This window comes from Avibacterium sp. 21-594 (assembly GCF_026226815.1).
In the GTDB taxonomy this organism is placed as follows: Bacteria; Pseudomonadota; Gammaproteobacteria; order Enterobacterales; family Pasteurellaceae; genus Avibacterium; species Avibacterium avium.
The window spans coordinates 304999-328872 of record NZ_JAKKOC010000001.1 but is presented as its reverse complement, the minus strand read 5'-3'; the positions used below and the strand labels follow the sequence as shown (position 1 = coordinate 328872).

Here is a 23874-nt window from a genome sequence, read left to right as displayed (position 1 = left end):
GTGCGGTGAGATTTTTGATTATTTTTTCAATTAAAAAGCGTTGTTTAGCAGAAAATTACACATTAAAACGGAAGTGCATTACATCGCCATCTTGCACGATATAATCTTTTCCTTCTAAACGCCATTTGCCCGCTTCTTTTGCGCCGTTTTCGCCTTTGTATTGAATAAAATCATCATAAGAAATCACTTCAGCGCGGATAAAGCCTTTTTCAAAATCCGTGTGAATGACAGCAGCGGCTTTTGGTGCGGTTGCGCCTACGGAAACTGTCCACGCGCGCACTTCTTTTACACCAGCGGTGAAGTAGGTTTGCAAGTTTAATAAGGCATAGCCTGCGCGGATTACGCGGTTTAAACCTGGTTCTTCAATGCCAAGATCTTGCAAGAATTCTACTTTTTCTTCATCGTCAAGTTCAGCAATTTCCGATTCAATGGCGGCACACACAGGCACAACCACTGCACCTTCTTTTTCTGCAATTTCACGCACGCGATCCAAATAAGGGTTATTTTCAAAACCGTCTTCGTTTACGTTAGCGATATACATCGTCGGTTTTAAGGTTAAGAAGTTATAGCTTTTAATGGCGTGTAATTCGTCTTTGTCTAAATCTACCGAGCGAATCATTCCTGCATTTTCTAATACAGGCAGAATTTTTTCCATTACGCTTAATTCAAATTTCGCTTCTTTATCGCCACCTTTAGCACGTTTTTGTAAACGTTGAATGGCACGCTCACAGCTGTCTAAATCAGCCAGTGCAAGCTCGGTATTAATGGTATCGATGTCTTCAGCAGGATCGATTTTCCCTGCAACGTGAACGATGTCATCATTTTCAAAACAACGCACAACATGGCCGATAGCATCTGTTTCACGAATATTCGCAAGGAATTTGTTGCCCAAGCCTTCCCCTTTACTTGCGCCCGCTACAAGACCTGCAATATCCACAAATTCCATTGTGGTTGGCAATACACGTTCAGGCTTAACGATTTCCGCTAATGCGTCTAAACGTGGATCTGGCATTGGCACAACGCCGGTGTTTGGTTCGATGGTACAGAACGGATAGTTCGCCGCTTCAATACCTGCTTTTGTTAATGCGTTAAAAAGGGTGGATTTACCCACGTTTGGTAAGCCCACGATACCACATTTGAATCCCATAATGTTTCCTTAATTGTGTTATGTTTTAAAGCGTTATGTTTTACGCTTTAAAGCTATTGAGTCGATTTGTTGCTTTTGTAATGCCTTCTTTGATGAGAATTTCCACGCACGCGGCGGCTTCATCTAAGGCTTTGTCAATCAGTTGCCAATCGCTTGGCGAAGGTTTGCCTAGCACATAGGCAGAAACCAGATTTTTATCACCAGGGTGTCCAATGCCTACGCGCAGACGGTAGAAATTTTTATTATTACCCAACTGAGCAATGCTATCACGCAAACCGTTATGCCCACCGTGTCCGCCCCCTTGTTTAATTTTGGCAACACCGGGCGGGAGATCAAGCTCATCGTGAATAATCAGAATTTCTTCAGGTTTAATACGGTAAAAATTGGCTAATGCACTCACGGCTTTACCGCTTAAATTCATAAAGGTGGTAGGAACGAGAAAACGAATTTCTTCGCCAAAAATCACCGCTCTTGCTGTTTTACCGAAAAATTTACTTTCTTCTTTTAGTTGAAAATTAAATTGACGAGCAAGGCGATCAATCACCCATTCCCCTGCATTATGGCGCGTGTCGGCATATTTATCGCCGGGGTTAGCCAGCCCAACAATGAGTTTAATTTCTGACATACTTTCTTTAACTGGACAAAAAATAGTGGGCTATTGTAGCGAAAAATCTCGCAATACTCAATTTAAACCCTTTGCTGTTAATAATGATAAACCTTGAAGTGAAAAGTGGGTAAGTCGGTTGCAGCAAGAAAAGCTGTGAGAAAAATAACGGCACTGTTGCCAGTGCCGTTAAAATGCGTTAAGTGATAATTACCATTGATAACCTACGGTCATCGCACCACCCACATCACCTTGGCTGGTTGTCATACCACTAAGTTTCACACCGATATGGCCGTTATCTGAAAGACGAGATGCCCCGATTGCAATGGCATTTTGTCCGCGGAATGTACCCACCCCAACAGACACCATAGAATGGCCTGGAAGATAAGCTTGGTAAAGGTTCGCTGTCGCTAATGCACCAGCAATACCTGCACGGGCTGATTTATCCACATCATCAATTTGACGTTTCACCCCATTTAATTGGCTTACATTCACCGCATCAGTTGGCGCAACCCCTGCTGCAACATTGGTAATACGTTTACCACCAGCATTCACCCCAGAAGTAGTAATGCTAGGGCCATTGCCACCGTTGGTCATAATGCCGTGGTTATTAATGACAGTGCCATTTTGTCCACCAATACGCACAGTGTCGTTTAATTTCATATCAACATTAATTTTGTTGCCATTTCTTGTTTTAACAAGCTTAATGTTGTTATCTGAGTTGTTGAAATTAACAGTATCAGTACGCGCAACAGTTTCAGGCGATTCATCATTAACAGACATACTCCAATTGGTATTGATTACGTTGTTAAGCTGATTTCTTACGCTATCTAATTGGCTTACATTCACTGCATCAGTTGGTGCAATGCCTGCTGCAACATTGGTGATGACTTTATTGCCAGCATTAACCCCCACAGTGGTAACGCTAGGGCCAGTACCGCCATTGGTGGTTAGACCGTTTTTATTAATGCTTGTGCCAGTCGTGCCACCTACATTAACTTTTTCCTTAATGTTGACGGTGTCATTTAGCGTCATATCGACATCGACTTTGTTATTTTCTTTTTTACTTTTCACAATTTTAATATTGTCATCAGTATTTTTGAAATTAACGGTATCAGCCGTGCCAATGTTTACTTTGTCTTTATCGTTATCGTTAGCAGATAAATTCCAAGTAGTGTGAGTTATGCTTTCAACTTGATTTTTAACGTTAGTAACATCACCTTTTACGTTATTCACATCATTTTTGACATTGGTCATATCAACTTTCATGGTGTTCATATCGTTTTTAACGTTGGTTACATCAGTTTTCACACCAGCGACATCTGTTTTAACTGTGTTCATATCGTTTTTAACATTGGTAACATCGTTTTTAACGTTGTTCATATCAATTTTCACATTATTTACATCAGTTTTTACTGCGTTTAACTGACTTACATTTACTGCGTCTGTGTCGGCTGTGCCAGCAGCTACATTAACAATCTTGTTGCCGCCGTTATCCAAACCTGCATCTGTTAATGATACGTTGTTATCGCCTTTGATGGTGATGCCATCTTTATTGATCACTGTTTGGTCGGCTGCATCTGTACCAAATGTTGCTGAATCAAGATCTTTGAGATCTTTGGCCAATTTCACAACTAGCGCACCATCTTCAACATCAACACGAGTATTTGCATCTGTAGCAGTAGCATTATTAGCCAAACCCCCTTTAACGGTTACGGTTTCATTGAGTTTCTTATCAAGAGTACCACCTTGATTGCCCTCAAATTTCAAGCCGTCATTTAAGGTTGCTACTTCTTCAGTGTTGCCATCAGGTGTGGTGTAAACAACACGGGTTTTGCTATCACCATTAGCACCATCATTGCCATCAAGGCCTTTAGCACCATCTTTCACGCCAATAGCAGCAGAAACACCGTCTTCACCATCAGCACCACGTGGGCCTGTTAAGCCAATAGTGCCATCTTTACCGTTCAATACCGCACTTGCACCATCTTTGCCAGTGGCACCGATTGAGCCGTCAACGCCATTTTTGCCGTCTTTGCCCACGGTGATGTTGTCAGCCAAATCGACTTTCACATCCACGCCTGATTTGTCATCTTTTGGAATGGTGGTCACTTTGGTGTTGTTGCCATCAATGAAGTTTACTTTGTTGCCTTCGGTGATGGTGGTTGGGTTGACATCATTCGCCGTAACATCAAAGCCGCTCATGCCACCTTCAGGGGCTTTCACATCGATAGTAATAGTGCGAACGCCATCTTTGGTTTCGCCTGTCACTTTCGCAGCGCCAGCGCCCACAAAGTTTACTTGGTTGGCGTTTTTCACTTGCTCGGTGTAGTCATTGCCTGGTGCGCCCACAATCCAGCCCATCTTACGCAAATCGCCCACTGTAGCAGCCGTGCTATCTTTAACATTTGGGATATCCAAATTCACCAAGCCTGCTTTCGGTGCATCTGTATAAGTTGTAAGATCACTACCGATGTTGGTTAGGGTCATTGGGGCAGTGGTTGAACCTTCGCCATTGTTCATTGAGGCGATAACGTCAGTAGGTAGCACTTCTGTGCCTGACTCATCAACAAATGTGCCATCAGGTTTTTTATACACTTTTGTGCCATCAGCTGTTGTATATACCACCGGCATTTGGTCGTTTAAGCCTTTAGCAACGAGATAAAGCTGGCTACCATTGATGGCATCGGTTGATGTTTCACTAATTTCACCTGCTGCCACATTTTGTACACGGCGCTCTTTACCTGCTGAACCTACAGATACAACGCCATCAGCAGTAGCACCGGCAAAACCACCATAAGTTACACCGTTTACTGTTGCTGTTTCTACATTGCCTTTATCGCCTGCAGTTGTGGTTGCGCCATCTGTTCCGTCCGTTGCTTTAACTGCTGTTCCAACGGCAGAACCAGCAGTCATCGCTGAATCTTTACCTAGTGCAACAGAGTTTTCGATGGTTTGGCTAACATTGCTACCCAATACAAATGAATTATTGGTTGCAACAGTATTATTGTTACCAATTGAATATGAGCCTGTACCTGAAACAGTGCTTGGATCACCAATTGCACCTGAACCTTCACCAGTTACCACATTGCCTGTACCGATTGAGATTGCTTTATTTGCCAATGCTTGAGCGGTATGACCAATTGCAATTGCATCTGATGAGCTGATGTGTGAATCATCACCAATCAATACACCGTTGCTTGTGTTTTCTGCAACTGTTACATTTGAGCCGATAACTTGGCTATGTTTCAGATTTTTGCCGATTTTATCAGCATCTTTATCTTGGAAGCCTAACATAACATTACGTTTGGCATCGCTACGATCAACATTATCACCAAGCACTTTATTGTAATTACCCATTACAATATTTTCTTCAGCGTTGGTTACTTCATTGTGGCTACCTTGCTCGCTCAAATGCTTCACATTGGTTGCTCTGTTCATATAACCATCAATCGAAACAAATTCGCTTGATGTGACATCTTCTGCGCCTTTCAACTGGTTATCCACACCGCTAACATTCACATAGTGAGAATTATCCACTTCATTTGCACCACCAAAGATACCCACAGAAGCCAATGCTGGTTTCACACCATTGCTGTCTGGCGTATTTAATTTTTTATTAAATGCTTCAGGGTCTGATGCCATTGAATAATTTAAGCCAGAGATTGAAACTGGTAATAATGAATTAGAAATTTTATTACCCGCACCCATAATCAACGCACCATTACTATGCTCGATCACGTTGGCTGTACCATTAATTGCATTGGCCATACCATCAAATGCAGCTGCAGTCTGAGTTGATGGGCTGTTTGCTTTGATGGTATTGAGCGTACCAGTGATACTTGAAGCAAAGCCTTGGGTCGGCAAGCCTGCATATTGTACGTTTACATCTGAAGTGATTGATGAGTATGAACCGAAAATGCTTGAGAAATGTGCGGCTGCATAAGATTCTGTACCCACAGAAGTTACCGCACGGCGGTTTGCGCCACGTCCTTCACTACCCACAACCGTACGGCTTGGTGCTGCTGGATTCGGGCCTTCAGCCTTTTTCATACCAATATCAATAGTACCTTGATTGGCATAAGTATTTGCACCAATCGCAATACCGCCTACGCCATTTGGTAGGGCATTGGGTTTCATAGATGGAATTGTAAATCCAAAGATGGTTCTAGGTTGAGTAGAATACGAATCCAATGATTTCGCATTTGTACCAATAGCGATGCCTTCTTCGGAAAGTGGACCCATATTATCACTTACTGCACCATTACCAATGATAATAGCATTTTTGGCAGCGGCATAGCCAGAACCGATACCAATAGCATTGTCGCCATAGATATTAGTTTTACCAATTGAAATTGAGTTGATATTTTTCGCTGCAGCACCAATACCTACCGCCAATGAGTTTTCACCACTTGCAGTTACTTTCCCTGCAGCCATAGCATTTTTACCTGTGGCGCCATCATTGTTGTAGTTAGGGTTACCTGTGGTATTTACATGGTAATAGTGGGTTTGTAATGCTGCTGCCGCACTTCTTAATTGTGCCACGTTTACCGCGTCCGTATCAGCAGAACCTGCTGCTACATTGATAATTTGACGAGTATTGTTGGCATTACCCACAGAAACTGCTGCTAAATTACCTTTTACTGTTTTCTTAACAGCAGCTTTATCAGCATCTGATGCAGCTTTTAAAGCATAAACTTTATTTGTTTTAGCTGCATCATTTTCAGGAATTTGATCCGTAGATGTATCTACTGATGCAGAATTAATTGCTTGACGATTAGCTACGGATTTTGCCCCCATTGCTACCGCACCATCTAATGCTGTTGTATTATCCACATTAGAAGCGGCAATTTCCGCTTGATCACCAATAAGAACACCATTTTTCGTGCCTTCTTTAACCGTAATATCTGAACCGATTAATTGGTTGTTGGAAATGTTTTTACCGATTTTATCAGCATCTTTGTCTTGGAAACCGAGCAATACATTGCGTTTTGCTTGAGATTGATCGGTATTTTCACCAATTACTTTATTATGGTTACCCATTACGATATTTTCAGTTGCATTAGTTACTTCGTTATGAGAGCCCATAATATTGGTATGTGATACATTTGTTGCAATATTTTCATAACCTGATATAGCGGAAAATGCACTAAATCCAGGATAAGTTTCGGCACTATTAGCGCGCACATTATTTACGCTATCAACCCCAGATCCGATTAATTTATTGCGAACACCTGATACTTGAGAAAATAACGCGTAATTTGCCTTATTACCGCCACCAATTACAGAAACAGAACCTGAACTATCAGTTGTTGCCAAGTCTCGGAATTTATCAGCCATTTTTTTGACGGTATCAATTGAACTAGTTCCCAGAATGCCTTCTGATAAACCGTCAGGCATACTGATTGCTAAATAGGAATTAGTAATTTCATTCCCTGCACCAAAGATAAGAGCACCATTTGATTTTTGAGAACGGTTAGCCACCCCCACAATACTACTTGCCATACCATCTACATAATGTCGATCTGTAGAAGACTCAATAGAGTTAAGTGAACCTAATATAGTAGCCCCAAATCCTTGGGTGGAGTGTTGGGCATTATCTGCTTTATTTTGTAAACGGGTAAAGAAATCAACCCAGCCGCCCGTAGATTTTAATGGCGCTCTTGTGATAGAGGAATATGCCCCGTTGATAACCGCAAGTTGCCCACTGTTAAAGGAATTATCCCCTACGGTAGTTGCACCTACTGCACTTAGAATATCTACACGGCTTTTATCTGTGCTGAAATCGCCCATTTCGCCACGATAATCACGGTTACCAATATCAATAGTGCCTACACGAGCGTGAGTTTCTGTACCAATGGCGATTCCACCAGTATATTTATCGCCTGTACGTCCAAAAGCAACAAGTTTTTCTGTGTTTCCATCACGATAGATAGGTGCTAAGGCACCATAGCCGATGGCAATACCACCAATGCCACCACCGCTAGTACTTGCTTTGCCAATAGCCACTGCTCCTGTATTGTCTGCGCTAGATCTTCCAATCGCAACCGCATCGATTTTTTTCGCTGCTGCGCCACTACCCACCGCAATAGTGTATTCTTCGGCGGCATTCGCATTTTTACCCACAGCAATCGCTTTATCTCCCGCAGAACTTGCACCTTCACCGATTGCAATTGCACTATCCCCAGTTGCCGTTGCGGTTTTATCTTTCGGTGCAATGGCTACAGTATTAGTAGGTGCGGTATCATTAATAATCGCATTTGCACTAAGCGATACTGCGCCAAAGAGAATTGGTAAGGTGGTTGGTAGGATCGCGGCTAAAGCGCGGTTTAATTTTTTCAAGTTTTTATAAGAAAGGATATGTTGGCTAATTTCAATACTACTCATCGCGTGTTTTGCATCACGCTTGAAATCAGCCTTAAATAGATCATTGTTCATATTTAGGCTCCTGAGTGAAATTTTTATAAAATTTTTTTATATAAAATCAGAAGGAAGTAACGAATACTTCTTTCGAGTTGCATTTTATTCAGGTTGCGATCAAAATACAAGCATATTTTTATTAAAAAACCAACACCAACACACCCGCTAAAATTAAAATTGATCCAATAATGAGTTTTAAGCTGAGCGGTTCGCCTAAAAGCACCACGCCTAGCACAATGGCGATGACGACACTCAATTTATCAATCGGGGCGACCCAAGAGGCAGGGGCAAGTTGTAGGGCGCGGTAGTAACAAAGCCAAGAAAGCCCAGTGGCAACGCCAGATAAGAGCAGGAAAATAAAGGGTTTGGTGGCGATATGTTGGGGCAGTTGCCATTCGTTGCGCAGAGTAATAATACCGCCTGCAACCGCAAGCACCACAATGGTGCGGATAAATGTCGCAAGGTTGCTGTTAATGCCTTCCACACCGAGCTTGCCGAAAATGGCGGTTAGCCCAGCGAAAAATGCTGATCCAATGGCGAAAATGACCCAATTCATCGTTTTTCCTTATTTTTTCGTGCGTTTATCACCGCACTTTTGTTTGATATTCGCTATAATAGCAAAGTTTTTTTGGAGAAAAATACTAAGTATAAATAAAATGCCAAGTGTTAATCAAAGCGCCTTAGTGCCTTACAGTGCCAAACAAATGTATGATTTGGTGAATAATTATGAACGCTATCCTGAGTTTGTGCCGGGCTGCGTGGAAAGCCGAACCCTAAGCCGTCAGCAAAATCAGCTTACGGCAGAATTGGTGATCAGCAAAGCAGGCATTCGCCAGCGTTTTACCACGCAAAATACCATGGTGGAAAATCAGCGTATTCAAATGCAGTTGGTGGAAGGGCCTTTCAAGTTTTTACAAGGGGAATGGCAGTTTGTGGAAATTGATGAGCAGTGTTGCAAAATTGCCTTAAAACTGGATTTTGAATTTTCTAATCCGATTATTGCAATGGCATTCGGACAGATTTTTACCCATCTTACCAGCAAAATGATTGATGCGTTCAAGCAACGCGCTAAGGAGGTTTACGCCTAATGTCTAAATTAAAAATTGAAATTGCTTATGCCTTGCCTGATCGCTATTTTTTGAAAACCTTGCATATGGAGCAAGGCACAACGGTGCAAACAGCGATTTTGCAATCGGGCATTTTGCATCAATTTAATGAAATTGATTTACGCGAAAATAAAATTGGCATTTTCAGCCGCCCTGCGAAGCTCACCGATGTGCTAGAAAATGGCGATCGCATTGAGATTTATCGCCCGTTATTGGCTGATCCTAAAGAGATCCGCCGTAAGCGTGCAGCACAGCAGTTGCAAGAACAGCAAGCGCAAAAGCAAGCTGAAAAAGAAGCGAAAAAACGCGCAAAACAATTAGCCCAAGATCAGCAATCTGTATCCCAATCTGCAACCCCATCTTCAACTCAAGAGGAACAAGGCAATGATTAAATTTTGCTTACCCGATCACATTAGCCCAGAGCAATTTTTGCAAGAATATTGGCAAAAGAAACCCTTATTAATTCGCAATGGTCTGCCACAAATTGTGGGGCAGTTTGAGCCAGAAGATATTATTGAACTGGCACAAGGTGAAGAGGTTACCGCGCGCTTAATTAAGCAATACAGCGATGAGAATTGGGAACTCAAGGTTAGCCCGCTGGCAGAGCAAGATTTTGCTGATGTGCCAACACAATGGACGGTGCTGGTGCAAAATATGGAACAATGGTCGCCAGAATTAGGCCTGCTTTGGAACGCCTTTGGCTTTATTCCCCAATGGCAACGGGACGATATTATGGTGTCTTACGCACCGCAAGGTGGCTCAGTAGGGCGACATTATGATGAATATGACGTGTTCCTCGTGCAAGGCTACGGACATCGCCGTTGGCAGCTTGGCAAATGGTGCGATCCTAGCACAGAATTTAAACCTAACCAGCCAATTCGGATTTTTGATGATATGGGCGAATTGGTGCTTGATGAAGTACTTGCACCCGGTGATGTGCTTTATGTACCTTCGCGTTTATCCCATTATGGCGTGGCGCAAGATGATTGTCTGACGTTCTCTTTCGGCTTGCGTTATCCTAATTTGGCGGATATTTTTGAAAATGTGGGCAAAGCCTTTAATCAACCTAATTTAGAATTGGATCTAAGCGAATTTTTAATTCCACTGCGCCTTAGCCCAGATCTTCAACCCACAGGTTTATTGGCACAGCAAAATATCGCCACCATTAAGCAACAATTTCTTGCCAGCCTTGCGGAAAGTCCGCAATTTGACGCTTTATTTAAACAAGCCTTAGCAACAACAGTAAGTAGCAGACGCTACGAATTATTACCAACAGAAGGGGAGTACGATCCTGACGAAGTGCGGTCGCTTTTGGAGGAAGATTGTTTGCTCTCACAAGATAATAATTGCAAATTGCTTTACACCGAGTATCCGCTGCGTATTTATGCCAATGGCGAATGGCTAGATGAACTCAATCCCCTTGAAGCACAAATTTTAAAACGCTTAGCAGATGGCGAAAGCCTTGGCTTAGGCGATTTGCAAGCCTTAATGCTTGACGTGCAAGATAAAGAAAGCGTAATGGAATTATTGTTAGACAGCCTGTGCAACTGGCTTGATGATGGCTGGGTATTGTTGGATTAAAAATGGAAAATAGTGCGATTTATTCCGTTTCACAGCTCAATCAGCAGGCTCGCCAATTATTGGAGGGGCAGCTTGGGCTAGTGTGGCTCACGGGGGAAATTTCCAATTTCACCCAACCTGTTTCGGGGCATTGGTATCTCACCTTGAAAGATGAAAATGCCCAAGTGCGTTGCGCAATGTTCCGAATGAAAAATCTGCGTGTGCCGTTTCGTCCGCAAAATGGAATGCAAGTGTTGGTGCGTGCCAGTGTTAGTTTATACGAGCCACGCGGTGATTATCAGTTGATTATCGACAGTATGCACCCTGCAGGTGAGGGCTTGTTGCAACAGCAATTTGAAGCCTTAAAAATGAAATTGGCAGCGGAAGGATTATTTGCGCAAAATCTGAAAAAAAATCTACCGCACTTTAGTCGCAAAGTGGGCGTGATCACTTCACCAACAGGGGCGGCGTTGCAAGATATTTTGCATATTTTACAGCGGCGCGATCCGAGCCTGAATGTGGTGATTTATCCCACCGCCGTGCAAGGCAAAGAAGCCACCGATGAAATTGTACAAATGATCGAACTGGCCAACCGCCGTCAAGAAGTGGACGTGCTTATCGTGGGACGCGGTGGCGGTTCGCTAGAAGATTTATGGTGCTTCAATGAAGAAGCGGTGGCGCGTGCGATTTTTAATTCTGTGATCCCCGTGATCAGCGCGGTGGGACACGAAACCGATGTGACCATTGCCGATTTTGTGGCCGATGTGCGCGCGCCCACGCCCTCTGCCGCGGCAGAATTAGTAAGCCGTGATCAGCAAGAATTATTGCAACAGCTTAACTATAAACGTCAGCGTTTAGAAATGGCGTTAGATCGTCTATTTAATGAAAAAAGCCAAGCCTTAAATCAGCTTGTATGGCGTTTGCAAAATCGTCATCCGCAAATTCAACTTAATCAACAAAAAGCCCAGCTAGAACAACTTGCTTACCGTTTGCAGTTTGCAATGCAACGGGCAGTGGAAAAATCGCAACAGCAAATTGCCGTGCAACACCAGCGTTTGCATTTGGCAATGGAACGCAGTCTTTCCGCGAAACAACAAGGATTACAGCAACTGAGCCAACGCTTGCAAAATCGCCACCCGCAAAAACAGCTTAATCAGCAAAAAGCCCAGATCCAACAGCTAGGCTATGGTTTAAGGCTGGCAATGCAGCATTATTTGGCAAAAAAACAGCAAAATTTCACCGCACTTAATGAGCGGCTGAATAATAATCCGCTGCCGTATCGCTTACAAAAACAAGCGCAACATTTGCAACAATTAAAAGTGCGGTTAGATTTTAGCGCAGAAAAACTGCTGACAAATAAACAAGGGCGTTTTGCCACCTTGTGCCAACGCTTGGACGGATTAAGCCCGCTGAAAATTCTTTCCCGTGGTTATTCCATTTCTGAAAATGAACAAGGCATTGCGATTACTGATACTCATCAAGTGCAAGTGGGAGAGCGGGTGAAAACACAGCTAATGAATGGCGTGATTTATAGCCGTGTTGAGCAAATTGATAAATAATTGCTGATTAATCAAATAATTTATTTTATAGAATTAAATAAATGGCAAAAAATTGATTTAAAACAAATAAAAAATGAAAAATTAAATTTTTTCGCGATTTTAGTTGTTTTTTTTTTTTTTTTTTAGAATGGGGAAGATTTACTTAAAAAACTTTAAGTAAATTAACTGAAAATTTTATTCATATATTTATGGCTAAGCGAACCTTAGCCATTTTTTTAACACTGAAATAAACGAAAAGAGCGGGAATTTTTCCCGCTCTTTTTCGTTTTTCATTCTTCGCTTTTGTTCTAAAATCAAGAATAACAGAAGGATTCTATTCTTCTAATTTTCCGCAAAAACGGTAGCCCTCACCGTGAATAGTGGCGATAATTTCTGGCGTTTCTGGATAGTTCTCAAAATATTTACGAATACGGCGAATGGTTACATCAACCGTTCTATCTTGTGGTTTTAATTCTCGCCCAGCCATTTTTTTCAATAATTCTTCACGAGATTGAATTTTGCCGGGATTTTCGCAGAAATGGAGCAGTGTTCTAAATTCACTGCGTGGTAGTTTAAAGGGGTGATTATCTGGTGAGATCAACGTGTGGCTATTGAGATCCAACGTCCAACCATTAAAGCGATATTGTTCAATTTGTTGCGTTTGATTAAGCGGTTTAGGCATATCTTGCATTGTGCGTTGCAAAATATTTCTGGCACGAATTGTTAGTTCTCTTGGATTAAAAGGTTTAGTAATGTAATCATCGGCACCAATTTCTAAGCCTAAAATTTTATCCACTTCATTGTTTCGCCCAGTCAGGAACATAAGTGCGGTATTTTTTTGCTCGCGCAATTCACGCGCAAGCATTAAGCCATTTTTGCCGGGGAGATTGATGTCCATTACAACAAGATCAATAGGTTGGCTGGTGAGAATATTGTGCATTTGCGTGCCATCGGTCGCTTCAAATACATCATACCCTTCCGCTTCAAAAATACTTTTCAATGTGTTTCTTGTAATGGCTTCATCTTCAACCACCAAGATTTGTGGAGTAACCATATAATCTGTTTCCTTTACAGCTAAAATTGTACTTAAATCCTAATAACTATGGGGTATTCTAAGTTCGACATTGTATAATTGCAACATTATTGTAACAAGTGTTAAAACAGCCACTTTTGGAAAATCATTCATATTTTATGATCTAAATCATAGAATTTAATTGATTGAATTAAGAAAAGGAAACGCGCCAAAACATTTAGCGCGCTATTTTTGTCTATCAGAGAAGATTCTTTTTATCGTCTTTTCTTTTTACCCCCTTGACGCGCCTTAAAGCGTGGATTTTCTTTACAAATAACATACACCACACCTTGGCGGCGTACCACTTTGCATTTTGGGTGGCGCGTTTTGGCGGTTTTTAATGAAGAAAGTACTTGCATTATTTGTCCTTATTTTGATTTGAGTGAGCCGAATTTACTGTATCTGTTTAGGAAGCTGCTTGCTCTGCCTTCGTTATTAATTTGTCTGGTTTTTCCTGTATAAAATGGGTGCGATGCAGATGAAGTATCACACATAAAGACAGGATACTCTTTGCCATCTTCCCATTTCATTGTTTGAGTGGTTCTGGCGCAAGAACGAATTAAAAAGCCTTGTTTGGCATTGCTGTCATAAAAAAGTACAGTGCGGTAATTTTCTGGGTGAATCCCTTTTTTCATTTGATAACTCCTTATTTTTCACTGCGAAGTAACTAGGCTAGGCATACTATATCAAATAGGAACGATTATCAACTCTTATTTTTCTTTGAGAAATAAGTCTAACTACTAAGAATCTTAAGACAAACGAAGAAAATAAGATAAAGTGAAAGAACTCAAGACTTTTTATACATCTCGTGCGTTGATACTGTGCTAGAATGAAGCCACATAGATTAGCTTTAGGTTTTAACATTCAATAGGTTAGCAAGCGAGAATGAAAAAGATTTTTACCTTTTTGCTTTGTTTTTGCACCGCACTTGTGGTGCAGGCAGGGCTTTTTGATAGCAAACCGCAATTTTTGAAGGCTGATGAAGCTTTTCAATTTTCTGCCCATTCTAATGGGGAGAGCTTGCAATTAGCGTGGCAAATTGCACCAGATTATTATCTCTACAAAAAAGAAATCTTGCTTGAACAAGGGGAGCAAAAGGTCGCAAATCTACCTTTTCCGCCAGCAGAAAAATATCAAGATGAATTTTTTGGCGAAACGGAAATTTACCGTGATCATCTCACCTTAAATGTGCCGATTTCATCAGCAACGCCACAAACCTTTTCTGTTACCTACCAAGGTTGCACGAAAGGATTTTGTTATCCGCCAGAAACTAAAACCGTGCAATGGCAGCCTTTAGCAACCCATTCCGCAGAAAAAACGACACAAAAAAACACCGCACTTTTACCTGCGTTAAATGAACAACAATCCTTGGCGCAACGTCTGTTTGAAAGCAAATATGCGGTATTTGGCTTTTTCTTATTAGGCTTAGGCTTGGCGTTTACCCCTTGTGTATTGCCAATGTTGCCACTGCTTTCGGCGGTGGTGATTGGCACAGGGCAACGCCCAAGCACGGCGCGTGCTTTGGGGTTAAGCCTTGCTTATGTGCAAGGAATGGCGCTCACTTATACTTTACTCGGCCTAGCCGTATCCGCCATCGGCTTGCCTTTCCAAATTGCGTTGCAAAGCCCTTATGTACTCATCGGTTTATCGGTGATTTTCGTTCTGCTCGCCTTATCAATGTTCGGTATGTTCACCTTACAACTACCATCATCATTACAAACCAAGCTCACCTTGTTAAGCCAAAAACAAAAGAGCGGTGCATTTGGTGGCGTTTTTGTAATGGGAATGATTGCAGGCCTCGTGGCATCGCCTTGTACTTCCGCGCCGCTATCGGGCGCATTGCTTTATGTGGCGCAAAGCGGTGATCTATTTACTGGCGCAATCACCCTTTATTTACTTGCATTGGGAATGGGCGTGCCGCTGATTTTAGCCACGGTTTTCGGCAACCGCATTTTGCCAAAATCAGGCGAATGGTTAGAAAAAGTGAAAGTGATTTTCGGCTTTGTAATGCTTGCTTTGCCGGTTTTCCTGCTTTCTCGTATTCTGCCTGAAATCTGGGAAAATCGTTTATGGGCGCTACTTGGCATGTCTTTCTGCTTATGGGCAGGCTTGCAAATCAAAGGGCAGGGCATTGGCTGGGCGTTGCGTATCGGCTTTTTTATCTTAGCGATGATCTTGGTGAAACCCTTGCAAACTTGGCTCTGGAATGAACCTGATTTAGCACAAACAACGCGCGCGCATCAAACCGCGTTCCAAAAAGTAAGCAGTTATGACGAACTACAAAAAATCTTGCAAAAAAACGACCGCACTTTTGCAATGCTTGATCTTTATGCCGATTGGTGCGTGGCTTGTAAAGAGTTTGAAAAATATACTTTTTCCAATACCAACGTTCAGCAGGCCTTTGAGGATATTTTATTGTTACAAGTAGATATGACCAAAAATAGCCCAGAAAACAAAGCGTTAATGGAAAAACTGAATGTACTAGGGCTACCCACCATCATCTTTTTTGATAAACAAGGCAACGAAATCCAACCCGCCCGCATTACGGGATTTATGAATGCTGATGAATTTCTAGCTTGGTTACAAGAAAGGCTGATATAAAAAAGTGCGGTGTTTTGATCTGCCCCCAAAAAGTTAGACTATATTCTAATTTAATTCAAGGACTGAGTTCTGTATTCCACAGGGCTTAGTCCTTTGAGCTTCACTTGAATACGCTCATTGTTGTAGTAATGAATGTACTCGTGAATCACTTTTTCAAGCTGTTCAAAGGTTTTAAACCGCTTGCCAAAGTAACATTCCGTCTTCAATCGCCCGAAAAAGCTTTCCATCGCACCATTATCAAGGCAATTGCCTTTTCTCGACATACTTTGCGTAATACCGTGTTTTTTCAATATCTCTCGATAACCCATCATTTGATACTGCCATCCTTGGTCGGAATGCAGTATCGGTTTTTCCCCGCTAATCGGTTCACCGCCTGGGTCAACATTCTGGTTATCTGCTCAAAATTCGGACTTCTCGCCACATCATAAGCAATAATTTCGTTATTAAACAAGTCTTTAATCGGCGATAAATACACTTTGCCTTCCGCACATTTGAACTCGGTGATATCCGTTACCCACTTCTCATTCGGCATCGTTGCCGTAAAATCCCGTTGCAACAGATTATCGGCAATGTGTCCCACTTTGCCTTGGTAAGAACGATATTTTTTCTGCTTACTTTTTCCTTTTAACCCCAAACGTTGCATTATCGCTAGCACCCTTTTGTGGTTGATAATCAAGTATTTCCTTAATTCCAAGGTAATTCGACGATAACCATAATTTTCGTCATTTTTGCGATAAATTTCCTCTATTTTCTGTGAAATCACTACATTTTTATCTACCTTTGGCTTGAGATGATAAAAGAACGAACTGCGTGCCAATCCGATTAGCCTGAGTAACAATTCCAACGGGAAACGCGAGCGTAAGGCATTTACGATGACGGCTTTTTCTGCATTTTTTGTTGGTTGAGTTCCTGCAACTTTTTTAGCATTGCATTCTCCGCTTCTAATTCCAAAATTCGGTAACGCAAGCGTTCTTCTTCTGTTTTGGGCGTTGGTGGCATTTTAGGCGAGTTGAGTTTCATACTTGGACGACCTTTAGGTTTGAGTAATAACCCATCTATACCTTGTTTTTCAAAGCGTTGCAACCATTGACTAATTATCCCTGAACTGGGGATATCAAAGCGAAAGCAGGCGGCTTCAGCGGAGCACTGGCCTTTTTTGATAGCTTGAATAACCTTTAATTTAAACTCAACAGAATAATATCGTTTTTTACCTAACACAGCTAATCCATTGATTCCATTATGATTAAATTTCGCAATCCAACGTGCTAACGTTCTTTGAGGAAGCTGAAAATACTGGCGAGTAAGCGAACGGTTTTTTCCATTTTGATGATAAAAGTCGAGCACTTGTTGTTTGAAACGTTGAGTATATTTAGTCATAAAAAATCTGCACCTTAATCAGTTGGTTGTTTAGTCCAACTTTTGGGGTGCAGATCATTTTTTACCGCACTTTTGTTTATGTATCATTATCCCAAAGAATTATCCCAAAGACGCCACCATTACCGCTTTAATGGTGTGCATACGATTTTCAGCCTGATCAAAGGCAATATTCATTGGTGATTCAAATACCGCTTCGGTTACTTCAATCCCCTCAGCTAAGTGCGGGTATTTTTCGGCGATTTTTTTACCGACTTCGGTTTCGCAATTATGGAAAGCAGGCAGGCAGTGCATAAACTTCACTTTAGGGTTGCCACTGCGTTGCATTAGGGCAGGGGTTACTTGATAAGGCAATAGCAAATCAATGCGTTCGCCCCAGCTTTCAAGCGGTTCGCCCATTGATACCCAAACGTCTGTATGCACGAAATCAACGCCTTTTACAGCAAGATCCACATCTTCTGTAATGGTGATTTTTGCCCCTGTTTGTTGCGCAAATTCTTGACACATTGCCACTAATTCCGCTTCTGGCTGCAAGGCTTTGGGCGCACAAATGCGAACGTCCATTCCTAATTTCGCCCCGATTAATAATAATGAATTACCCATATTATTGCGCGCATCACCAATATACACATAGCTAATTTCAGACAACGGTTTGTCGCAATGTTCCATCATTGTAAGCACATCTGCCAGCATTTGAGTTGGGTGGAATTCATCGGTTAAACCGTTAAAGACTGGTACACCAGCATATTCGGCGAGTTCATTGACCACCGCTTGTTTAAAGCCGCGATATTCAATGGCATCATACATTCTTCCGAGTACGCGTGCGGTGTCTTTCATACTTTCTTTATGCCCAATTTGGGAAGAATTTGGATCAATGTAGGTAACGTTCGCCCCTTGATCATAAGCCGCCACTTCAAAGGCGCAGCGTGTGCGTGTGGAGGTTTTTTCAAAAATTAAGGCGATGTTTTTGCCTTTTAATTTAGGTTGTTCTGTGCCTGCATATTTGGCGCGTTTTAAGTCTTCGGCAAGTTGTAGTAAAAATTTAATTTCTTCTGGGGTGTGGTGTACAAGGCTAAGTAAATGACGGTTTTTTAAGTTAAAGGGCATAATATTTTCCTCTTATGTTGTGTTTGCTAATTTTGTTGGTATATTACTGATTTCTTTTCGGTGAATAAAGGTAAAAATATGTTAGATCAAGCATTATTAAGTTTAACCCACGAACAACAACAGCAAGCGGTAGAAAAAATTCAAGCACTTATGGAGCAAGGCATTAGCAGTGGTGAAGCTATTGCCATCGTGGCGCAAGAATTACGTGAAAAATATCAAGAAAAATAGAAAACATTTTTTCGCTGAACGGATTAAGCCTAAAAATCCTAATAAAAATTTGTGATCTCTGTTTGATTTTTAAATATTGATGATTGATAAATAAGGCAATTTATTCCAATATTCGTTGCAACGAGGGATAAAGTATTAAATGCTTTATTAAATTAGTTATAGATCGTTGAGATCATCCATTTAAGAGGTTAAAGTTTTATGGAAGTGGGTATTGTTAAATGGTTCAATAATGCTAAAGGTTTTGGATTTATTTCAATGGAAGGAAATGATTCTGATATTTTTGCTCATTATTCTGTTATTGAAATGGACGGCTATCGTTCGCTAAAAGCTGGGCAAAAAGTGCATTTTGAAGTAGTACACGGAGAAAAAGGTTCACACGCGACAAAAATTGTTCCTATTGTTGAATAAGCATATTTCAGATTGTAGTGTAATTTAGGAATATATGAAGTTGGGCTATCACATTGCCCCATCTTGTTAGTTATCTTATGTTGGCATAGAAAGCGGTTTGTTTTTTATGCCTTAATTTTATAAGGGTTTTTATTCGAAAGTCTTGTAATTTTATGAATAGATCGTAAAATCGGTCTGTTCTTTGAACATCTATATCGCAAGTATTGTGTATAGGAAATGATCAAACTGTTTTCCATTCTGTTTTTCATCGTTATACCATTCTTGCCGTTTTCAATTTCGCTTAAGGATTTAAGGAATGTTAGAAATTTGGCAATCATTTAAACAAAACTATCTTATTAAATTTTGGCATCCGACAGCTGCAGTCATCGCAGCGGGGATTTTATCTGCTTATTATTTTGGTTTAACTGGTACTTATTGGGCGGTAACGGGAGAATTTACACGCTGGGGCGGGGAAATTCTGCAATTTTTTGGCGTGGATGCTGAAAAATGGGGCTATTATAAATTAATTAGCCTTGAGGGTTCTGTACTAACTCGCATTGATGGGGTGATGATCCTAGGAATGTTCGCAGGTTGTATTGCGGCAGCGCTATGGGCGAATAATATGAAAATTCGAGCATCACAAAATAAAATTCGCATCCTTCAGGCCTTAATTGGTGGCGCATTAGCAGGATTTGGCGCACGCTTGGCAATGGGGTGTAATTTGGCATCGCTTTTCACAGGAATTCCACAATTCTCAATGCACGCGTGGTACTTTACCTTAACAACCGCTATTGGTACTTACGCAGGGGTAAAATTTACTTTATTACCAATTTTCCGTGCGCCGTTAAAGCTAAAAAAAGGCGGCGCAGCAATCAAACAAAGTGATCCAAAGCAAGCGCAGCGCCGTTTTTGGATCGGAATGGTAGTGTTTCTTTGCTGGGCAATGTTATCCATTTATGCCTTACAACATTCAACTAAACTCGGTTTTGCGATGTTATTTGGCTTAGTCTTTGGATTATTAATTGAACGCGCACAAATTTGTTTTACTTCCGCTTTCCGTGATTTATGGGTTTCTGGCCGAGCTTATATGGGCAAGGCAATTATCTACGGTATGATCATTAGCACAATTTGCATTTTTAGTTATATTCAGCTTGGTATGAATCCTAAAATTATGTGGGCCGGCCCAAATGCTTTGATTGGCGGCTTGTTATTTGGTTTTGGTATTGTGTTGGCTGGTGGATGTGAAACAGGCTGGATGTATCGTGCAATGGAAGGTCAAGTTCATTTTATGTGGGTTGGTGTAGGAAATATTGCTGGTTCAACCTTACTTGCTTATTTATGGGATGATCTTGCGCCAGTTTTAGCGTTAGATTATGAAAAAATAAACCTATTAAAATCTTTTGGTCCTATTTCTGGACTACTGATTAATTACGCCTTAATGATTAGCTGTTTGATTTTCATTATTTGGTGGGAAAAACGCTTTATCCGCAAAGCAAAAGCACGCGTTGCTGCGACTAATCGTTATACGATTTAAAGTGCGGTCATTTTTTCATTATTTTTAGAGGACATTAACAATGGCATTTATTGTAATTGAACAGAAAGATAAACACCCTGCGGAGATCACGCCAACCTACACTTTAGATATGCTTGGTGAGCCTTGCCCTTATCCCGCAATCGCTACCTTAGAAACAATGCCAACCTTACAAGAAGGCGAAATTTTGGAAGTGTTAAGTGATTGTGCGCAGTCTATCAATAATATTCCCGTAGATGCGAAAAATCACGGATACACAATGCTGAGTATTGAGCAAGACGGCACAATTTTACGTTATCTCATTCAAAAATAATTATCTTGCTTTACCCTTAATAATTGATTTATTAAGGGTAAAATTTATCCAAATCCCACCGCACTTTACACACCATTTTATCCAGTAAAACACTGTATAGGATTTTTCTTCGCTTATCTGTTAGAATAGCCGCTAATTTTATTTACCCTAACCCCGAATTGAACGAATGGATAGCCAAAATGTGATCAACGCCTTTGCGGAAACGGGCGTGCTGAGTCAGCATATTAAAGGATTTCGCCCCCGAGCAGAGCAATTAGATATGGCGAAAGCGGTGGAACAAGCGATTGCACAGAAGCAAGCCCTCGTGGTGGAAGCAGGAACTGGCACTGGGAAAACTTTTGCGTATTTAGTGCCTGCGTTGCTTGCAGGCAAGAAAACCATTATTTCCACGGGGTCAAAAAATCTGCAAGATCAATTGTTCAATCGTGATCTTCCTGCCATTAAAAAAGCGTTGGGTTATACAGGCAAAATCGCGCTTTTAAAAGGGCGAGCTAATTATCTTTGTCTTGAACGTTTGGATCAGCTGATTGCGCAAGGGGTATTGGGCGATCGCACGGTGTTAGCAGATCTGGCTAAAGTGCGGAAATGGAACAATGCCACTAAAACAGGGGATTTAAGCGAATGTGTGGAAATTGCGGAAGACAGCCCGATTTTGCCACAGCTTACCAGTACCACAGAAAGCTGCTTAGGCTCAGAGTGTCCGAATTACGGCGATTGCTATGTGGCGGCGGCGCGCAAAAAAGCCTTAAATGCCGATTTAGTGGTGGTGAATCATCATTTATTTTTTGCTGATATGGCGGTAAAAGAAAGTGGCTTTGGCGAGTTGATCCCCAATGCGCAGGCGGTAATTTTTGATGAAGCCCATCAAATTGCTGATGTCGCGAGCCAGTATTTCGGCATTTCCCTGACTTCACGTCAATTATTTGACTTATGCAAAGATGCCAATATTGTTTATCGCACTGAATTAAAAGATATGAAACAACTTGGCGTGGCGGCGGATACCTTGCTCAAGGTGGTGCAAGATTTTCGTTTATTATTGGGTGAGGGCAATCGCCGTGGCAACTGGCGCGAGCTGTATTCTCAGCCTGCAATGGCGCATTCCGCAGATAAAAGTGCGGTGCAAAAATGCGTAGAATTATTGCAAGAAAAATTGGCATTTTTATCTGATGTGGTGAAACTTGCGCTAGGTCGCTCGCAAACCCTAGACAGCATTTTTGAACGTATCGCCAGTATTCAGGTGGTTTTAAAACGTCTGCAAGAAACCCATTTGGTGGGATATTGCTATTGGTATGAAACAATGGGGCGTGGCTTTGGCTTGCATATTACCCCACTCACGGTGGCAGATAAATTTGGTGAACAGCTCAGCCAGAAAGAAGCCGCGTGGATTTTTACTTCTGCCACCTTAGAAGTGGGGGGCAATTTTCAGCATTTTTGCCAACGTTTAGGCATTCAAAATGCCGAGCAGAAAATTTTGCCGAGTCCGTTTAATTATCCTGAACAAGCCTTATTATGCGTGCCACGTTTCCTGCCTGCATTGAACCAATCGCACACGCAAACGCAGCTCGGGCAAATGTTATTACCGATCATCGAAAAAAATCAGGGGCGCTGTTTTGTGCTTTGTACCTCTTATTCAATGATGCGTGGGCTGGCGGATTTTTTCCGTGAACACAGTGATTTAACCGTGTTACTGCAAGGGGAAACGGCAAAAAGCAAATTATTAGAACAGTTTACCACCCAATCTCACGCCGTGTTGGTCGCCACTTCCAGTTTCTGGGAGGGGGTAGATGTGCGCGGCGATGCCCTTTCCTTAGTGATTATTGATAAATTGCCCTTTACCGCACCTGATGAACCTTTGCTGAAAGCGCGAATGGAAGATTGCCGCTTGCAGGGCAAAGATCCGTTTAATGAGATCCAAATTCCCGAAGCGGTGATCACCTTAAAACAAGGGGTAGGGCGTTTGATCCGTGATGTTACCGACCGCGGTGCGGTGATTATTTGTGATAGCCGTTTGGTGATGCGATCCTACGGTGAAACCTTTTTGAAAAGTTTGCCTAATGCTAAACGAACCCGAGATTTAAACAACGTAATCCAATTTTTAACAGAGAAAAAATAATGACAACTTTACTTGCTTTAGATACTTCAACGGAAGCTTGTTCCGTTGCTTTATTGCATAAAGGGGAAATCACCCATTTAGACGAATTGGCGCAACGCACGCACACAAAGCGCATTTTGCCAATGGTTGATGAAATTTTAAGCCAGTCTGGCATTGCGCTCAATCAAGTTGATGCCTTGGTTTTTGGCCGTGGCCCCGGTAGTTTTACTGGTGTGCGTGTTGGGGCGGGTATTGCGCAAGGCTTGGCGTTAGGGGCAGATTTGCCGGTGATTCCTATTTCTAATCTCACCACAATGGCACAGCAAGCCTTTGAGCAATATGGCACAACACAGGTGCTATGCGCCATTGATGCCAGAATGAATGAAGTCTATTTTAGCCAACTTCAGGCACACAAAGTGCGGTCGGATTTTGGCGAGTTTTTGGATTGGCAAGCGTTATTTAGCGAACGAGTTTGCAGCCCAGAAGCCGTGCTTCAGCTGGCTCAACAAATGGAAAATTGCGTTAAAGTGGGGACTGGCTGGCAGGCTTATTCGCAACTTGCTACATTAGATTGGGCGAAAGATTCTGACATTACCTTGCCTTCTGCTAAAGCAATGTTGCCTTTAGCCTTGCCTTATTACTGGCAGAAACAATGGATAAGTGCGGTGGAAATTGAGCCAGTTTATTTGCGCAATGAGGTAACTTGGAAAAAGTTACCGGGGCGTGAATAACGCATCAGCATTTGGCACATTCGTGAGCTAGTGATAAAATCCGTAAGATTTAATAAAAATAAT

18 protein-coding genes and 2 pseudogenes are annotated in these 23874 nt (G+C 41.8%); 11 read left to right on the top strand and 9 right to left on the bottom strand.

Translation table 11 applies throughout. The features are described 5' to 3' along the window. Nucleotides 1-55 precede the first annotated feature (55 nt). The 4 genes from ychF to L5B76_RS01505 all read right to left on the bottom strand — a co-directional run bounded on the left by ychF (nucleotide 56) and on the right by L5B76_RS01505 (nucleotide 8727). A complete protein-coding gene (ychF, locus tag L5B76_RS01520; protein WP_115249739.1) occupies nucleotides 56-1147 on the bottom strand; it encodes a redox-regulated ATPase YchF in 1092 nt (363 codons plus the stop codon). A 40-nt stretch (nucleotides 1148-1187) separates the two neighbouring features. Beyond that, the gene (pth, locus tag L5B76_RS01515; protein ID WP_103853176.1) at nucleotides 1188-1772 is read right to left on the bottom strand and encodes an aminoacyl-tRNA hydrolase; all 585 of its coding nucleotides are present in this window, start codon (nucleotides 1770-1772) and stop codon (nucleotides 1188-1190) included. Nucleotides 1773-1961: 189 nt separating this feature from the next. Then, nucleotides 1962-8189 carry a YadA-like family protein gene (locus tag L5B76_RS01510; RefSeq protein WP_265753960.1) on the bottom strand — a complete coding sequence of 2076 codons (6228 nt, stop codon included), beginning with the start codon at nucleotides 8187-8189 and terminating at the stop codon, nucleotides 1962-1964. Between the two features lie 121 nt (nucleotides 8190-8310). Further along, nucleotides 8311-8727, bottom strand: a complete 417-nt coding sequence (locus L5B76_RS01505) for an EamA family transporter (protein WP_265753959.1) — start codon at nucleotides 8725-8727, stop codon at nucleotides 8311-8313. Between the two features lie 100 nt (nucleotides 8728-8827). Here L5B76_RS01505 and L5B76_RS01500 point away from each other — a divergent pair, with 100 nt between their 5' ends. The 4 genes and pseudogenes from L5B76_RS01500 to xseA all read left to right on the top strand — a co-directional run bounded on the left by L5B76_RS01500 (nucleotide 8828) and on the right by xseA (nucleotide 12396). After that, on the top strand, nucleotides 8828-9259 hold the full coding sequence (locus tag L5B76_RS01500; protein WP_126372945.1) for a type II toxin-antitoxin system RatA family toxin: 432 nt from the start codon (nucleotides 8828-8830) through the stop codon (nucleotides 9257-9259). Then, nucleotides 9259-9534, top strand: a pseudogene (locus L5B76_RS01495) (RnfH family protein); the annotation flags it as partial. The gene L5B76_RS01500 and the pseudogene L5B76_RS01495, both read left to right, overlap by 1 nt. Nucleotides 9535-9661: 127 nt before the next feature. Further along, a complete protein-coding gene (locus L5B76_RS01490; protein ID WP_265753958.1) occupies nucleotides 9662-10858 on the top strand; it encodes a ribosomal protein uL16 3-hydroxylase in 1197 nt (398 codons plus the stop codon). Between the two features lie 2 nt (nucleotides 10859-10860). After that, nucleotides 10861-12396: an exodeoxyribonuclease VII large subunit gene (xseA, locus tag L5B76_RS01485; protein ID WP_265753957.1), complete on the top strand. Its 1536-nt coding sequence runs from the start codon at nucleotides 10861-10863 to the stop codon at nucleotides 12394-12396. A gap of 313 nt (nucleotides 12397-12709) precedes the next feature. Here the strand turns inward: xseA and arcA are convergent, their stop codons facing one another. From arcA to L5B76_RS01470, 3 genes are all read right to left on the bottom strand, one after another. Further along, entirely contained in the window at nucleotides 12710-13429 is a 720-nt protein-coding gene (arcA, locus tag L5B76_RS01480; RefSeq protein ID WP_115249733.1) for a two-component system response regulator ArcA, read from the bottom strand. A 233-nt stretch (nucleotides 13430-13662) separates the two neighbouring features. Further along, nucleotides 13663-13806, bottom strand: a complete 144-nt coding sequence (gene ykgO, locus L5B76_RS01475; protein ID WP_194751680.1) for a type B 50S ribosomal protein L36 — start codon at nucleotides 13804-13806, stop codon at nucleotides 13663-13665. A gap of 9 nt (nucleotides 13807-13815) precedes the next feature. Next, nucleotides 13816-14082 carry a type B 50S ribosomal protein L31 gene (locus L5B76_RS01470; RefSeq protein WP_103852717.1) on the bottom strand — a complete coding sequence of 89 codons (267 nt, stop codon included), beginning with the start codon at nucleotides 14080-14082 and terminating at the stop codon, nucleotides 13816-13818. Between the two features lie 250 nt (nucleotides 14083-14332). On the opposite strand from L5B76_RS01470, the gene L5B76_RS01465 reads away from it, so the two are divergent. Then, a complete protein-coding gene (locus tag L5B76_RS01465; RefSeq protein WP_265753956.1) occupies nucleotides 14333-16048 on the top strand; it encodes a protein-disulfide reductase DsbD in 1716 nt (571 codons plus the stop codon). A gap of 50 nt (nucleotides 16049-16098) precedes the next feature. On the opposite strand, the pseudogene L5B76_RS01460 reads toward L5B76_RS01465, so the two are convergent. Next, nucleotides 16099-17425 (bottom strand): annotated as a pseudogene (locus L5B76_RS01460) (IS3 family transposase). A 99-nt stretch (nucleotides 17426-17524) separates the two neighbouring features. After that, the gene (locus tag L5B76_RS01455; RefSeq protein WP_194751678.1) at nucleotides 17525-18529 is read right to left on the bottom strand and encodes an ornithine carbamoyltransferase; all 1005 of its coding nucleotides are present in this window, start codon (nucleotides 18527-18529) and stop codon (nucleotides 17525-17527) included. Between the two features lie 78 nt (nucleotides 18530-18607). Between L5B76_RS01455 and L5B76_RS01450 the strand changes: the two genes are divergently transcribed. From L5B76_RS01450 to tsaB, 6 genes are all read left to right on the top strand, one after another. Beyond that, nucleotides 18608-18757 (top strand): YoaH family protein, encoded by a 150-nt coding sequence (locus L5B76_RS01450; protein WP_265753955.1) that lies wholly within the window; start codon nucleotides 18608-18610, stop codon nucleotides 18755-18757. A gap of 198 nt (nucleotides 18758-18955) precedes the next feature. Then, nucleotides 18956-19165 (top strand): cold shock domain-containing protein CspD, encoded by a 210-nt coding sequence (gene cspD / locus L5B76_RS01445; protein WP_115249729.1) that lies wholly within the window; start codon nucleotides 18956-18958, stop codon nucleotides 19163-19165. A 295-nt stretch (nucleotides 19166-19460) separates the two neighbouring features. Continuing rightward, nucleotides 19461-20678, top strand: coding sequence for a selenium metabolism membrane protein YedE/FdhT (yedE, locus tag L5B76_RS01440; protein ID WP_265753954.1), 1218 nt, complete (start codon nucleotides 19461-19463; stop codon nucleotides 20676-20678). A gap of 40 nt (nucleotides 20679-20718) precedes the next feature. Then, nucleotides 20719-20988: a sulfurtransferase-like selenium metabolism protein YedF gene (yedF, locus tag L5B76_RS01435; protein ID WP_115249727.1), complete on the top strand. Its 270-nt coding sequence runs from the start codon at nucleotides 20719-20721 to the stop codon at nucleotides 20986-20988. Between the two features lie 166 nt (nucleotides 20989-21154). Continuing rightward, nucleotides 21155-23101, top strand: a complete 1947-nt coding sequence (locus L5B76_RS01430; protein ID WP_265753953.1) for an ATP-dependent DNA helicase — start codon at nucleotides 21155-21157, stop codon at nucleotides 23099-23101. After that, a complete protein-coding gene (gene tsaB, locus L5B76_RS01425; protein WP_265753952.1) occupies nucleotides 23101-23811 on the top strand; it encodes a tRNA (adenosine(37)-N6)-threonylcarbamoyltransferase complex dimerization subunit type 1 TsaB in 711 nt (236 codons plus the stop codon). Before L5B76_RS01430 ends, tsaB begins: the two co-directional genes overlap by 1 nt. Nucleotides 23812-23874 lie beyond the last annotated feature (63 nt).